The organism is Lutimonas saemankumensis (genome assembly GCF_020171465.1).
GTDB lineage: Bacteria > Bacteroidota > Bacteroidia > Flavobacteriales > Flavobacteriaceae > Lutimonas > Lutimonas saemankumensis.
Genome location: NZ_JAIUZR010000004.1, coordinates 819,526 through 834,852, shown reverse-complemented (window position 1 = coordinate 834,852; position 15,327 = coordinate 819,526). Strand labels below are relative to the sequence as shown.

Below are 15,327 nucleotides of genomic sequence, written 5' to 3'. Positions count from 1 at the left end.
CAAACTTAATTCCATCAAGTTATACAACGAATTATGATTCGGTTTTTGATCATTTACTTTAGTTTGTTCGCCTATTTTATGACAGGAGAACTCAGAGCCCAGTACTGCAACCCTTTTGAAATTGAAGAAACCGATTTTAAATCCGAGACCCGTGTGGTCAAAGTTAATGCGGGCTGGTATCCCTCGTGGCTTGAACATAGAGAAGGGCAATTGAAATATCCCGAGCCCTTACCTCCCTTAAAGAAGTGGAATCATCCTTTTATGAAAGATAAATTACCCAGTGCCATGCATGAAGATTCTTACGCCTCGGACATTAGCAATATGCAAGGGCCGATTCCTGAGAATGCCACGGTGCAGTACTTCCAGGTGAGAGAAACAGGAAAAGAATTTTCAGGGATGTGCCCTTCATTTGCCTTTGTTGATGAAAATACCATGGTTACTTTGTCTTTTGGAAGGACGAATACTACCCTACTCATTCTGGATATAGAAAATAAAATTAAAGTTCTTGATGCCATAAAAATTCCCGGGCGAGGCCACACTGCCATGGAACTCGCAAGCAAAAAGGCAAGAATGGCATTATTCCGTAATACCTCCGGCGGAGCATATTTCTTCCTTTCCAAAGAAAATGAAGTTATTATTCCCGGCCCTGAATACAGCATTTTCTATATCCCGATCAAGAACAGGAGATTTGAAAGAGACCGGATGCTCCAATATGACATTCTGGAAGAAATTGAGAAAGGAGACTTACTTGTGGAGGGTTTAAAAGCTAAAGAGGGCCGAAATAAACTCACTGCAGTGATGCCGGATGGTGAGGGTAATATTTGGTATACTTCCAAAATGGGGGTTATTGGTGTTATTGATTTGAAAAACTTCAGGAGAGGAGACTATCAAAATAAAGGGCTCTGCCCTAAAACCTATTCTTTTTACATTGGAGGATTCGGCCTGCTGAGAAAAATTGAGCATTTCTTTGGTAGAAAATATGACGCATTGGAAGATCTTGAATTTTATAAGGAAGGGATGTCTGACGTTGAATACAGAAGGCTGTTTAGGGAGTTTTTCATGCTGGACCCCGATACTCGTGAAGAAATTCAAAATTCTTTTGCAGTAGGTCCTGATGGAGTCTATATCGTTTCCAACATAGCACTCTACAAGTTGAGATTCAACGATCAAACCAAAACCATTGAAATGGATCCAAAATGGGAAGAAACCTTCCGTACCCTTGGTGATCAGATCTACCCCAATGACGGAACGCAAAAAAGGGGGCACCTTAATGATGGAAGCGGGACTACTCCCACCCTAATGGATAATCGATTCGTGATCATTGCAGATAATGACCAAGGCCAGATCAATCTGAACATATATTCTCAGGAAGACGGTCAACTTGTAAATCGACTGCCCTTGTTTGAAAAAGACAGCAGTGCCTGTGAGAACTCCGTTGTAGCTTATAGGAACAGTTTATTTATAGGCAACACCTATAATTATGTTGATCCTTTCAAATTCAATGATACCCCGGGTGGTATTGATCGTTATGACTTAAATCCGGAATCCGGAAAATTCGAAAAAGTTGAAAACTGGCCTTTCGAACACGTAGACGCCAAAACAGCGACTCCTAAGATGTCTACAAAAACAGGTGTGATTTATGTATACAACCGGCACGAAGAATCAGACTTTGGCCATTATGACTGGCAATTGACAGCGCTCGATTACGAAACCGGAAGAAAGGTATTCTATATTCGGCCTGAATTTGGAAAAGGAGAATTCAATGATAATATCTTCTTCCTGATGAAGTCCTTTTCACTCGGCATGAAGAATTATGATAAAAAAGTATTTAACAACATTTGGGCGACCTACACCTTTGGCCCCAATAACAGTATTTACATTGGTGCTTACAGGGGATTCCTGAAATTTTCTTCTGACACTAAGCCTTAATTATCTAAACCCTGTTGAATCAAAAAATAAAACAATAAATTATGAAAATTTCGAGACCTCTTACTATTGGGTTGACTACATTGCCATGGGTTCTTTTATTATTTGTTGGCTGCATCCAGGATCAGCAAAAATCAAAAGATAATGATACTCCCTTTCAATACAATCAAACTAAGTTCAGCCAGGCATTTCCCTGGACTGGCGAGAATTTTAAAAACAATCCCGCAAACTTTCAATTTGCAATCATCGGAGACCGAACAGGTGTGCGAATGTTAAGGGAACCTATGCAGCAGCAATGGATCAACTAAACCTTCTTCAGCCTGAATTTGTGATCAATGTAGGGGATTTGATTGAAGGATACACGCGAGAAAAAGATGAATTGCATTCTCAGTGGAATGAAGTAGAAGGCTTGATTTCTAAACTCAAGATGCCTTTTTTTTATACCCCCGGCAATCATGACCTAAGTTATCCTGAGGCCAAAGAGGTTTGGAACGAACGTTATGGCCAGGGTTATTACTCCTTTTTGTACCACAATGTTCTGTTTCTTGTACTGAACAGTGAAGATGCTCAGAGAATGGAGCCCCCTCCTGGGATGGAGGAAAGCATAAAACTGTATAACAGGTTACAAACCGAGAACCCTCAAAAAGCAAAAGAAATGCTGGCCGAATTCATGAAAGACGAAGCCGTGGTAGCCGGACTGACCAAACCCGTGGAATTTCCTGAAGAACAGTTGAACTGGATCAAAAATACCCTACAGGAGCATTCAACTGTGCGTTGGACTTTTCTTTTTATGCACGAACCTGCATGGGAAAACCCATCGGAGAGTTTTAGGGAAATTCAATTACTTCTTAAAGGAAGATCCTTTACCTGGTTTGCAGGTCATTTGCACTATTATGACTATGACAATATCGATGGTAGTGAATACATCACAATGGGCCCTGCCGGCGCTTCCTGGCATCATGACGGGCCAGGCAATGTGGATCATATTACCTGGGTGACCATGAAAGAAGAGGGCCCTGAAATTGGCAATATTGCACTAAAAGGAATATTTGATCGAAAAGGCCTGGATACAACCATGTTTGGTGCCTATGACAGGAAAGGGTTGCCAGAATAAATTCTTTTATTGTTTTAAGACTGATTTAAAGACTATTCATCTAAAATTCCGAAGGTCACTTTGGCATTTATACGATACTCACTCACCTTGTTATCTCTAACCATGGCCTGCATATCCTGAATATAAACGGATTTGATGTTTTTAATAGTTTTTGACGCTTCTTTAAGGACTTGATCAACCGCATCCTCCCAGCTCACGGTGGAGTTGCCTAAAATCTCTACTACTTTTAAAACTGACATATCATTGGGTTTTTAAATTAATGACAAAAGTTACGAATGATTCCTAATTTGATTAATGACCCTCATCAACCGGATTGATGATTTTCATCATTGTAAACCTTATCTGGATTTTCTGTTCCCTAATGTTGTACAAACTCATAATCCTGAACCATTTGCCTACTAACCAAGTTGGGTATACCAAAAAATAAGTGTATCTTTAAACAAAATCCTACCTTTTTTAAAATACTAAAGCCTCTGAATTATGTTTGTCCAAAAGTGGAAATTTGTGTCAATGCTCACAGGTTTAGTACCTTTAAAATACGACAAGAGAACACAAAATCGACCAGGAAAAAGATTATCCGCTAATCAAAATAATATATGTTTAAAAAATCTATCAACATAATTTTAATCTGTTTTACACTGTTACTTTTCCTAAAGTGTAAAGAATCAGGAAAAAGGCAAATCGAAGAAAAATCAACGGCATCAACCGCAGAGGCCGAACAAACAGTCTATTATGGAGGAGATATCATCACCATGGAGGGAAAGGAAATGGAAACCATTGAATCTGTTGTCACCCGGGATGGTGAAATTGTTTTTACTGGAGCTAAATCTGAAGCATTGGCTCAATTTCCTGAAGCTGTACAACACGATTTAAAAGGAAATGTTTTACTCCCCGGTTTTGTGGAGCCGCATGTTCACCCATCTATAGCAGCGACGATGCTTCCTAATGAAATAATCGCACCTTATGACTGGGTTCTGCCTACAATTACAAAAAAAGGTGTTTCCGGACATGAAGCCTATATGGAACGCATCACAAGTTCAATCAACGAAAATGCCAAAGAAGGCGAAATGTATTTTATATGGGGTTACCACCAATTATGGCATGGAGAATTATCTCGGGATATGATCAATGCGATCACAAAAGATAAGCCTGTAGGAATTATACACCGCTCCTTTCATGAAATATTCCTGAATGATGCCGCTATTGAGTTGCTCGGTATTAAAGAAGAAGACTTTCAAGGCAACCCGCAGGTTAAATGGGACAAAGGTCATTTCTACGAAGGCGGCTGGTTGGCCCTAGTCCCCAAAATGGCACCAATTATGTTGGAGCCGGCTAATTATATGAAAGGACTTGGAGTGATGACCCAGCTCATTCAGAAAAATGGCATAACCACGGTTGCAGAGCCCGGCTTTCCAAGTGCTGATTTTGACGGTGAGTTGACATTACTTAAAAAAGAAATGGAAAAAAACCCTCCCTATGATGTGTATTTGATCCCAAGTGGAACTCAATTATTTGGTATGAAGGGAGGTAATGAAGAGGCCATGGCTTTTATGGAAACTTTAGATGAAACCTACAATACAGACAATATCCATTTTTTACCTAAACAGGTGAAACTGTTTTCTGATGGAGCTATTTACTCCCAGCTGATGCAGATGAAAGAGGGTTACACAGATGGCCATGAGGGAGAATGGATGACTCCACTAGATTTGTTTCAGGAACAGATTAGCATGTATTGGGACAACGGTTATAAAATCCATGTGCATTCCAATGGTGATAAGGGTATTCAGCAGGTATTGGATTTTCTTGAATTGGACCAAAAAAGAAATCCAAGAATCAACCACCGGTTTACTCTGCATCATATGGGCTATTACACCGATGATATGGCTGAAGAAATAAAATCATTAGGTGTTGAAGCCTCAGTTAACCCTTATTATCTATGGGCATTGGCAGACAAATACAGTGATAATGGATTAGGCAAAGAGCGAGGTGAAAATTTAGTCCGTATCAATAGCCTGGTAAAACGAGACATTCCCGTGTCTTTCCATTCTGATTTTTCTATGGCACCTATGGAGCCCTTAACATTGGTTTGGACTGCGGTTAACCGTGTCACCTCACAAAACAGTGCCTTTTCTCAAGACCAGCGTATTCCTGTCTATGAGGCTATGAGGGCCATAACCATTGATGCGGCACGTACACTTAATTTGGAAAGGGAAATAGGATCCATTGCGGAAGGCAAGCGTGCGAATTTTGTTATTTTGAATGCAAGCCCTTTCAAAGTAGACTCGATAGAAATAAAAGACTTAAAGGTCTTGGCGACCATTTATGAGGGTAACTTTAATATTGTTAAGACCAATAATTTAAAAGGTAAATAATAACTAAAATTATCAATATGAAAATCTTAAATTTTTTAGTTACAGTCTCTATTCTTTTTACAATTTTTGGTTGCAAAAATGAAGCATCCAAAGAGGGTAAATCAGATCCTGTAGCTGAGCCCTACAAACTCCAACAAACCCTGTACCACGGAGGAGATATCATTACGATGGCCGGAGAAGAGCCCTCTTATGTCGAGGCAGTAGTGCAGCGAGAGGGTCAAATTATATTTACCGGTACTAAGGCTGATGCGTTAGTACAATTTGAGGGAAAAGCGGAACTAGTCGACCTACAGGGAAAAACAATGCTTCCAGGTTTTATTGATGGTCACGCTCATTTTGGCGCCTTTTCAGCACAAGCTATTGGTGCTCAAATATTACCTCCGCCAGATGCCGGTGCTAATAACATTGCCGCACTGATTGATATTTTGAAAGATTGGAACACCCCTGAAAACCGTGCATTAACGGGTTGGATCTTTGGAGCTGGATTTGACGACAGCGTTCTTGAGGAAAAGCGCTTCCCAACGAAACATGACCTGGATAAGGTGACTACTGAATTTCCGATCATGATCATTCATATCTCAGGCCATTTCGCCGCTGTAAACTCTAAAGGTTTGGAGCAATTAAATATTACCGCAGAGACAAAAAATCCTGAAGGAGGGCTTATTCGAAGAGAAAACGGAAATGAACCCAATGGAGTTCTGGAAGAACTTGCTGCTATCCCATATTTTGCAAGGGCTTTAACACCAAAAACCTTAGAAGCAGCAGAATTATTTTTTGAGTCAGGACAAAATATGGCACTTTCTTACGGTTACACTACAGCTCAAGAAGGAAGAGCCATGTTGGAAAGTCATGCTCTTTTGTCTGGTAAAGCTAAGGAGGATAAGTTAAAGCTGGACGTGGTAAGTTATGTGGACTATATGTTTGTTGACTCCCTGATGGCAACCAAATGGAATAGCAAAGAATATACGAAGGGTTATCGCATCGGTGGTATGAAACTTACATTAGATGGCTCACCTCAAGGAAGAACAGCCTGGAGAACGCAACCCTATTTATTACTTCCTGATGGTGCAGAAGAGGGTTATTTAGGCTATCCGGCCATTCCTAACGATAGTGATGTAGAAGCAATTTATAAAAAATCATTTGAAAATGACTGGCAAATCCTGACACATGCCAATGGAGATGCTGCCATGGATCAAATGATACGAACCATGTCTAAAGTTTCAAAGGATTATGATAAGAAGGATCGGCGAAATGTTTTAATTCATGGACAGTATGTCAGGGAAGACCAATTAGATGCCTTTAAGGATCTCGATGTAATCGCCTCATTATTTCCGTTACACACCTTTTACTGGGGTGACTGGCATAAACAGATCATAGGGGAAGAATTAGGAAATAAAATCAGCCCGACAAGATCGGCTTTAAACAAAGGATTAAGATTAACAATTCATACCGATGCTCCTGTTGCCTTACCTAACTTAATGCGTATGGTTGGTATTTCTGTAGAACGTAAATCCAGATCTGGACAGGTTATTGGTGCCGGTGAAAAATTAACAGCTTACGAAGCTTTAAAGGGCATAACAGAATGGTCTGCCTATCAACATTTTGAAGAAGACCATAAAGGAACTCTTGAAGAAGGAAAACTTGCAGATTTGGTTATCCTTGATAAGAATCCATTAAAGGTTGAAGAAGAAGACATTAAGGACATTGTTGTTTTAGAAACTATAAAAGCGGGAAGAACTGTATATTCAGTTGACGATTAATTGCTCTAAGCAAATGATAAATTAAAATTAAACAAATGATGCGTTTAATTAAATGGCTTTGTCGGACTCCAAATCGTAGTTTGCTCAAAAATTTTTGTGTCGGCACGAATGCATGTATAATTATAATCCTTATTTCATTTATGTCCTGCGAATCGGATCAGGGCGCACAAACGCTTTGGGTAAATAGTGCAAAAGTTGATTGTGTTGGGGTTGGCCCCATGCAATGCTTTCAAATTAAAAGTAGCGAGAATGAGGACTGGACCAACCTGTATCAGGAAATTTCAGGGTTTGATTTTGAACCAGGCTATATCTACAAGCTTCAAGTTGCCATTGACACCTTGGATAAAAACACGTTACCTGCTGATAAATCGTATTTGGAATACCGGCTTCTTGAAGTTTTATCAAAAGAAAGAGATCCTTTTTTATCGCTTCATGATATTTGGGTCGTCACCGATATATCGGGTTTAGAGACAGGAGTCGCTGGATCAGGGCCTCGCCCAAATCTGGAAATTGATATTCGAAGCATGAGCATAATGGGATCGGATGGTTGTAATCAATACAAAGCAAAAATAGAGTCCTTATCTGAAAACAAAATAAGGTTTGGTCCCATCATGGGAACCAAAAAGGCTTGTCGGGATATGAGTATCCCAAACAGTTACAACGGGGCTCTGGCCAAAGTGAGTTATTTTAAACGAGAAGGACTGTCTTTAGAATTTTACAATCAAAATAATGTAAAACTCATAACCTTTAAAAAAGTGGACTGAAATTAAGAACCTCTAAAGATAAGAAGAGAGTATCTTAATAATATGAACTACGATTACAAATACTGTTGTTATCATTGACTTCAAAACTTTGATTTAGAAAATATTACACATAAAATTGTTCTGCATCAAACGGATGCAATATGCACTAGAAAAAGATGTTGACATTGCAGGCTAATTTGCCTTTTAGTGGTTATATGACCTTACCTTCTTTCTCGGCCTCGGCGTCTTTGAACCTACCGATAAGTATTCCAATCAACATACCCATACAAATACCGAGGGATATTCCCATTGATTTATCAGAAGCCTCTCCAATAAGGATTCCAAAGGTTACTCCGAAAACCATTCCGATAATTAAATACAGGTTCTCATAGTGATTTTTAGTGGTCAGAGAAAATGATTCATTCAAAAATTCCTTGAAACTATGGAGTTGTTTCTTAAAATACCTTTTTCTGTTTTTAGGTTCGGATTCCAAATTCAGGTCCTGCAGTTTCTCTTCTACAGACTCTATTTCTTCTTTAGAAAGACCTCTTTCGTCTAATCGTTTCAAAATATGAATAAACTCTTTGTACACTCTTATTTCGGATTCCTTTGTCGATTCGTTTTTTAAACTTGTAAGTAAGCTAATTGCCTTATCTATTGTCATCATGTTCATTGTTTTTCTTGGTTAGTGGCCCATAACAATATTTATTACAGGTAAACGGCGATTTTTTTCATATAATTCATATAACGCTCGTTGTCAGACTATTATAAATTAATTATTTTTCAGCTCTTCCATATCAGCCATTAATTCATCTAACTTTTTGAATACTCTGCCATAAACAATATTTAAATCCCATCTGTAAATTATTCCTCCCAGCAATGTCAGGATAATTACAATAACAAGAACTGCGATGATTCCAATCAGAGGAACTCCCTGAACAAGATACATCTCAGGATAGCTATTCAATAGTTTATCAACCAGCCTTTCTCCCAATAACTCTCCTCGAACATCTTTAAACCAAAATCCAATGATAAAAGACATAAAAATAATTGGATACAAAAATCGAGACCCGCGCTCATTGATGTTTATCTGTTCTTTGATCCATTCATTGAAAGCTTTTAAGTATTGATAACTGCTGGCGCCCTTATCAATTTTCTCCAACTCATTAAGCAATCGCTTATTGACTGCCACAAGAATGCTAAGCGTTACAAAAAATATGATTCCCATAAGTGGGATGCCTATAAAAAATGAGACGATCAAAAAAACGGATGAAAACACCACGATGGCAATCAAATTTATTTTAAACATTCTTTTGAACTTGTCAATGATATGAATTGACTTTCTATTGTAGAGGTCCATTATTTTTGGAGCCACTAAGGCATCTTTTTTCAGAAATCCTTCTTTCCAAATACTTTCAATTGATTTTTCCATCCAGGATCTTTTTTAATCGTTCTTTAATTCTTTTAATTCTAACTCCTATATTATTCTTGTTCGTACCTAAAATATCTGCTATTTCCTGGTAGGACTTTTCATCGAGGTATAATAATATGACACCCCTGTCAACTTCGGACAGCTGTTTGATACCGTCATAAAGTATATTCAGATTTTCATCATCAAAGACGCCGCTTTCCTCGCCAACTTCCTCAGGGACATAGTCAGACGCAAAATGCTGGACATTCCTTTTTTTCTTTTTCAACAAGGTCATACACACATTCAGGGTAATTCTGTACACCCAGGTAGACCATTCAGATTCAGCCCTGAAATTATCTCTGCTCCGCCAGATCTGCAGGCATACCTCCTGGTAGTAATCATCAAAATCTTCCTGAGAGTTCGTATAGGCTCTGCATAATTTTATGATGATACCGGCGTAGGGTAAAATGGATACTTTGTAAAAATCTTCACTCACTTAATGGAATTAGTGGCCGGAAAAGGGAATTATTACACCCTGTGTCAACTTTTTTTAAAAATAAATAAATAACTGCAGTGAATTTAATTTTTCTTTTAAGGGGTTTCTATCGAGATAGTAACCATGATATTCGATCAATAGAGAAAATATAATGAACGATTACGAGTACTCCGTAAATGATACAAAGTCTTTGATATCCCAGATCATAGAGGAACCATAAGGCAAACCCAAAAATACTGAATTCAATAAATAATCTAAGAATCCCGGGAACCGGAACTGGAGCCTTGCCCGAACGGCTTGGATCATCTGGAACATTGAAAATACCCCAAACCAGCATCACTACTCCAGGCATGAATACAGCGAGGACCACTGAGGGCCATCCCTCAATCTGCCTATATCCCCATAGAGAGAAAACAACCAAAAAAACCAGTTCGAGTATAAACCTAAAAAAAAGATTGACAGGGTGAGATCCCATAAAAAATACTTCAAAAGCAAACGTTGATGAAACAAAGTGTTTGACTCCTTTACTCTAATTTATAAACCACTGATACACCATCCTCCTGAACGGCTAAAACACATTTGTCACGATATCCTACATCTCCGTAATAACCCCGAAACTGAACAAACATATCCGCTCCTATCACCTCATATAATTCTCCAGGGCCATCAGAAATTTCTATTTCATATTGACCCGATTCAATTTCGGCTTCTGATTTAGCGTAAATAATACTGATATGATTACCGTATTCATCCAGGGTGCCATAATCAAGTTCAATCTTCTTGTAAAAAGAATCAACCGAAAAAGATTCATAGTCCTGTAAACTGGGCCCGCTATATTCTTTTAGTTCCTGTCCAATGGATAACTGGGCCACTAAAAACAACCCTAAAATCAAATATTTAAATTTCATGATCGATTATTTATGCCTAAATATAATATCAAAGAGGCTTATTTTCAAGTATATAACAAATAAATTACAGATCAATTTTCTGAAAAGCCCTTTTTTATCTCTCATCAAACAACAGCCAGACTTCCGGATCTATTATTACTTCATCAGGTTTGTTCTCATAAACGGCTTCAAAAGTTTCAGAAGATTTGTTGATTTCAAATTTTACCTTTTTGATTTCGTCCCCTGATCTGATACCAAACTCAATGGGAAACCGAAAAACATGATGTTTTTGAAGCTGTTCCAAATTAATGATCAGTTTTCCTTTTTTGTAATTCCAGGACCATTTGATTTCAGGATAACCTTTTTGATAAAGCCACTGATCAAAGAAAAACTCAAGATCTTCTCCTGAAACCTCTTCCATTGCTTCCTGAAAATCCGAACTCATGGCGTTACCATCTTTAAATTTTTGATAATAGGACCGGATTCCTTTCCAAAAAACTTCTTCTCCAAGCCGGTAACGCAACATATTCAACACCCATCCACCTTTTTGATATGTATTTCTGTTCAATACTTTTTTGGGATCTGAGATTGACAGGTCAACGATGGGAGAGGGATTCTTTTTGTAGTATTCAATGACTTCCTTCCTGTCCTGAATCAACTCTTCTTTTCTCTTTGAATTACCACTAACTGATTCCTGATATAATATGGCAAAATAGGTAGCAAAACCTTCACTGAGCCATACGTGGTTCCAACTACGTTCTGAGGCAGAATCTCCAAACCACTGATGAGCTATCTCGTGCGCCATTAAACGTTGCAGCCCCTTGTTCCCGGTAATCGAGTTCTCTGCATAGGAAATAGTTCCTGCGTTTTCCAGGCCTCCCCATTGCGTCTTGGCCTGAACATTGGCAAGTTTGGCATAGGAATAAGGCCCTATGTTTTCGATAAAATAATTTAGAATCCTTGTGGCTTCCTCAAAGTCGTCAAATCCTTCTTTTCTGTTTTCCGGATACACCCAGGCGCTCACGGCAATACCGCCAACATTTCCAAGGTATTTATAAGCAAATTTTGTAACACCAATTGTCATCACTTTGGTAGCTACAGGAGCCTTTTCTATGTAACGCGTCAGTTTCTCACCGTTCCCCAGGCTACTTTCCTCAATTTTAATTCCAGTGGCCACGACGCTGTAATGATCAGGGGTAAAAATTTGGAACTCTACGGAAGCCTTGTCGTAGGGGTGATCAACCGAAGGCAACCAATACCTGGCAAGATTGGGCCAGTTATCTCCAAAAAAAGAACGTTGACCGTATTTGGTTCTATCAATAACAAGTCCCCGCTCAGGAATACCTTTGTATTTTACTTCATAGATCCTTGTGCCACTTCCTTCCATATTAGGATATATTGAAAGCTTATTCTGTGAATATTCGTACTTTACTTCCTTCTGATCTTCCAAAACTTGTATCAACTCCATCCCGTATTCTCCACTTTTCCCTACAAGATCCAAGTTGAACTCTTCCACATCTTTGGTAAAATTAACTTTAATCTCAGCTTTTCCTTCAATTACATTCGATGCGTCATTTAGTGAAAGTTGAAAACAATAATGTAACACATCTGCCGACTTGTTTTTTTGATAAGCGTCCTGAGCCAGAACAGAATTAATTGTAAAGAGCAATAAAAATATTGCTATAAAGGATCTGAATATCATTTTAATCGTTTTAAGAGATAGCCTATGGAATAAGAGCCCTGTTTTTATAATGTCATATACTCCATAAAATTTCGGGAAATTACAAAATAATTAGATTCGGTTCGACTCCTGACTTGATTTCAGTATCATAATCTAAATAAAAAATTGTGAAACTCTTTTCAAAGAGAGTATTCAAATGATATTAGTCATTCGCTCTTTACAGGATTTGTTTATATTGCGCCATGAACGCAGATGATTAAACATATGCCAAAAATAATTGCCAAAAGATATCTATTCCTATGTTCCCTCTTTTTCTGGATTGTATTTTCCTGCGGTGGAGACGAGCCAATGGATATTCCAATTCCGGATCCCAATCCGGGCATTCCGATACCTGATTTATCTGATGATGAATTGCTCGAGCTGACTCAGGAATCAACTTTTAACTATTTCTGGGATTATGCCGAACCAAATTCCGGGGCAGCAAGAGAGCGGTTTCATCCCGGTAGCTCAACACTTGATCAGGTAGTAACCTCAGGAGGCACAGGTTTTGGGCTAATGGCCATTCTTACGGGAATAGAAAGAAATTTTATTTCAAGGCAAGAAGCGGTGGAAAGATTTGAAAAAATCTTTGGGTTTTTAGAAAATGCCGATCGCTTTCACGGGGCATGGCCACATTGGATGAATGGTGAAACGGGAAAAGTTGTTCCTTTTAGCCCTCAGGATGATGGGGGAGATTTAGTTGAAACAGCCTTTTTGTGTCAGGGCCTAATCTGTGTAAAGGAATATTTCAAAGATGGGAATGAAAGAGAAAAGCTTTTGGCTGAGCTAGCTGATCAATTGTGGAAAGGTGTTGAATGGGATTGGTATACTCAAGGGCAGGATGCACTATACTGGCACTGGAGCCCAAATCATAATTTTGCCATGAATTTTAAATTGTCAGGATATAACGAGGTATTGATCACCTATGTGATGGCGGCAGCATCTCCTGACCATACAATAAGCAAAAAGGCTTATACCTCAGGATGGGCTATTGATGGAGGCATTAAAAGTGACCGTATTGCCTATGGCCAGCCTTTACTGGTAAAACACAATGGTGCAGAAACCTATGGGGGTCCTCTTTTTTGGGCCCATTACTCCTATTTAGGTCTAAATCCTAACGGTCTTCAGGATGAATTTGTTAACTACTGGGATGTCAATGTAAATCATTCAAAAATAAATTATCAGTATTGTGTTCAGAATCCGAAGAACTATATGGATTACGGAAAAGATTGCTGGGGATTAACTGCGAGTTACTCAAGAAATCCTGATGGAAGCATCGGTTACGCAGCGCATGCCCCCGGGAATGATCTTGGGATCATCTCTCCGACTGCGGCTCTGTCATCAATGCCCTATACCCCTGCTGAGTCCTTACGAGCCTTGCGATATTTTTACAGTCACAGAGAAAAACTTCTAGGCCCGGCAGGATTCTACGATGCCTTTAAACCGGGAAGTTCCTGGGTTGCTGATGCGTACCTTGCCATTGACCAGGGGCCGATTATCGTTATGATTGAAAATTACAGGACAGGTTTGTTATGGAATCTGTTCATGCAGAACGAGGAGGTTCAAAATGGCCTTGATAAATTGGGGTTCTCTTACTCTAACTAAAACTATTTTTGAGGAGTGGTTGCTTTAAATAAAGTGGTCCCTTTTTTTGATCTTAAGCTAAATCTGGCTCCTGAAATAGTCAAAAAACTTTCCCCTCTATGATATATATAGACTGATCCGCCTTCATAAACCTCAACCTCACCATTCATGACAAGAAAAATTTCGACTGTGGTTGATGAAAGGTCAAGTGATTCATCGGTATCCAGAGAAATTTGATTTATTTGAAAATCCTTTGCCTTGCATTTATAAATCGTTTCTTTTTGATTATCTGACAGCTCACCCTTAATAATCTTTGGTTTCGTTTCCACATACTCAACGTGCTTCAGTAACTCTTCAACATCAACGTGCTTTTCGGTTAAACCTCCTCGAAGAACATTATCTGAATTTGCCATGAGTTCCAAGGTTTGACCCTCAAGATAGGCATGGGGAATTCCTGCATCCTGAAAAACGGCTTCTCCTTTCTGAACCTTGAGTAGGTTAAAAAAATAAATAGAAAAAATCCCTTTGTCCAATTGGGCTTCGGATCCCCTTTTTACACAACTTTTGGCTGCCCAAAAATCAGGGGAAGACTTCAGGAGTTTATTCTCCCTGAACAAGGGAATGATCCGATCAATTAACGGCCTTAAGATGATATCAGCATCCTTTTCTGATAATTTCATCACGAATTGATATAAGCCTTTATAGCCCTCTTTGACAAAAAGGGGCGCCAAGAAAGCTAATTCGGGAACCTTCTTTAATTGTGACAGAAGCGCTTCTTTGCTTTTAAACCCATGTAATAACCAGAACTCCCCCAGGGCGACCATAATTTCTGGTTTATGGTTATCATCTTTGTAATTCCTGTTGGGGGCTGTTAAAGGAATTCCTGTTTCATTCTCTTTTAAAAAACCCTTCCTTGCTTCTGATTTGCTGGGATGAACCTGAATAGAAAGCATTTCTTTAACATCGAGAATTTTAAACAGGTAGGGTAGCCTGCCAAATTCCGAACTGATCTTTGAACCAAGAACTTTTTCGGGATCTGTCTGGATAAAAGTATCGAGTTTCATTTCCTCTTCTTCCGTGCTCACTATTGAGGGAGCCGTTTTATGCGCCCCCATCCAGTATTCTGCAAATGGTTTCTCATCCGGGTTCATACCCAAAAATTCCGGAATAAAACTGAATCCGCCCCAGGCGTAATGTTGAATTTGGCCCCGTAAAGGAAATACCCTTTTCATAGATTATTTTTTGAAGCTTCGAAGATACAAACTTGTCATTGGTTTTTAAAGCAAGATATATTTTAATCTTTAATATAAACAG

15 protein-coding genes are annotated in these 15,327 nt (G+C 38.9%); 7 read left to right on the top strand and 8 right to left on the bottom strand.

All coding sequences use genetic code 11. The features are described 5' to 3' along the window. The first annotated feature begins 33 nt into the window (after positions 1–33). The 3 genes from LCM02_RS11510 to LCM02_RS11500 are packed head-to-tail and all read left to right on the top strand — an operon-like array spanning position 34 to position 3,040. Positions 34–1,929, top strand: a complete 1,896-nt coding sequence (locus LCM02_RS11510) for a hypothetical protein (RefSeq protein ID WP_224929854.1) — start codon at positions 34–36, stop codon at positions 1,927–1,929. 41 nt (positions 1,930–1,970) lie between these two features. After that, complete coding sequence (locus tag LCM02_RS11505; RefSeq protein WP_224929851.1) at positions 1,971–2,234, top strand: hypothetical protein; 264 nt, start codon at positions 1,971–1,973, stop codon at positions 2,232–2,234. Continuing rightward, positions 2,222–3,040, top strand: a complete 819-nt coding sequence (locus tag LCM02_RS11500; RefSeq protein WP_224929848.1) for a metallophosphoesterase family protein — start codon at positions 2,222–2,224, stop codon at positions 3,038–3,040. The genes LCM02_RS11505 and LCM02_RS11500 overlap by 13 nt, the downstream gene beginning before the upstream one ends. A 32-nt stretch (positions 3,041–3,072) precedes the next feature. Here LCM02_RS11500 and LCM02_RS11495 read toward each other — a convergent pair whose 3' ends face one another. After that, positions 3,073–3,279: a dodecin family protein gene (locus LCM02_RS11495; RefSeq protein ID WP_224929845.1), complete on the bottom strand. Its 207-nt coding sequence runs from the start codon at positions 3,277–3,279 to the stop codon at positions 3,073–3,075. Positions 3,280–3,636: 357 nt separating this feature from the next. On the opposite strand from LCM02_RS11495, the gene LCM02_RS11490 reads away from it, so the two are divergent. The 3 genes from LCM02_RS11490 to LCM02_RS11480 all read left to right on the top strand — a co-directional run bounded on the left by LCM02_RS11490 (position 3,637) and on the right by LCM02_RS11480 (position 7,936). Further along, positions 3,637–5,412 (top strand): amidohydrolase, encoded by a 1,776-nt coding sequence (locus LCM02_RS11490; protein WP_224929843.1) that lies wholly within the window; start codon positions 3,637–3,639, stop codon positions 5,410–5,412. Between the two features lie 17 nt (positions 5,413–5,429). Beyond that, positions 5,430–7,172, top strand: coding sequence for an amidohydrolase (locus LCM02_RS11485; protein ID WP_224929840.1), 1,743 nt, complete (start codon positions 5,430–5,432; stop codon positions 7,170–7,172). Between the two features lie 140 nt (positions 7,173–7,312). Beyond that, a complete protein-coding gene (locus tag LCM02_RS11480) occupies positions 7,313–7,936 on the top strand; it encodes a DUF4377 domain-containing protein (protein ID WP_224929836.1) in 624 nt (207 codons plus the stop codon). Between the two features lie 190 nt (positions 7,937–8,126). Here LCM02_RS11480 and LCM02_RS11475 read toward each other — a convergent pair whose 3' ends face one another. The 6 genes from LCM02_RS11475 to LCM02_RS11450 all read right to left on the bottom strand — a co-directional run bounded on the left by LCM02_RS11475 (position 8,127) and on the right by LCM02_RS11450 (position 12,411). Next, positions 8,127–8,582, bottom strand: a complete 456-nt coding sequence (locus LCM02_RS11475) for a hypothetical protein (protein ID WP_224929833.1) — start codon at positions 8,580–8,582, stop codon at positions 8,127–8,129. 105 nt (positions 8,583–8,687) lie between these two features. Further along, positions 8,688–9,347 carry a hypothetical protein gene (locus LCM02_RS11470; protein ID WP_224929830.1) on the bottom strand — a complete coding sequence of 220 codons (660 nt, stop codon included), beginning with the start codon at positions 9,345–9,347 and terminating at the stop codon, positions 8,688–8,690. Further along, entirely contained in the window at positions 9,331–9,822 is a 492-nt protein-coding gene (locus LCM02_RS11465; protein WP_224929827.1) for an RNA polymerase sigma factor, read from the bottom strand. The genes LCM02_RS11470 and LCM02_RS11465 overlap by 17 nt, the downstream gene beginning before the upstream one ends. A gap of 106 nt (positions 9,823–9,928) precedes the next feature. Beyond that, positions 9,929–10,297 carry a YrdB family protein gene (locus LCM02_RS11460; protein WP_224929824.1) on the bottom strand — a complete coding sequence of 123 codons (369 nt, stop codon included), beginning with the start codon at positions 10,295–10,297 and terminating at the stop codon, positions 9,929–9,931. Between the two features lie 49 nt (positions 10,298–10,346). Continuing rightward, positions 10,347–10,730 (bottom strand): hypothetical protein, encoded by a 384-nt coding sequence (locus tag LCM02_RS11455; protein ID WP_224929820.1) that lies wholly within the window; start codon positions 10,728–10,730, stop codon positions 10,347–10,349. Between the two features lie 94 nt (positions 10,731–10,824). After that, positions 10,825–12,411 carry a M1 family metallopeptidase gene (locus tag LCM02_RS11450; RefSeq protein ID WP_224929817.1) on the bottom strand — a complete coding sequence of 529 codons (1,587 nt, stop codon included), beginning with the start codon at positions 12,409–12,411 and terminating at the stop codon, positions 10,825–10,827. A 243-nt stretch (positions 12,412–12,654) separates the two neighbouring features. Between LCM02_RS11450 and LCM02_RS11445 the strand changes: the two genes are divergently transcribed. Further along, positions 12,655–14,034, top strand: a complete 1,380-nt coding sequence (locus tag LCM02_RS11445; protein ID WP_394369940.1) for a glucoamylase family protein — start codon at positions 12,655–12,657, stop codon at positions 14,032–14,034. 2 nt (positions 14,035–14,036) lie between these two features. Here the strand turns inward: LCM02_RS11445 and manA are convergent, their stop codons facing one another. Beyond that, positions 14,037–15,245 carry a mannose-6-phosphate isomerase, class I gene (gene manA, locus LCM02_RS11440; protein ID WP_224929814.1) on the bottom strand — a complete coding sequence of 403 codons (1,209 nt, stop codon included), beginning with the start codon at positions 15,243–15,245 and terminating at the stop codon, positions 14,037–14,039. Positions 15,246–15,327 lie beyond the last annotated feature (82 nt).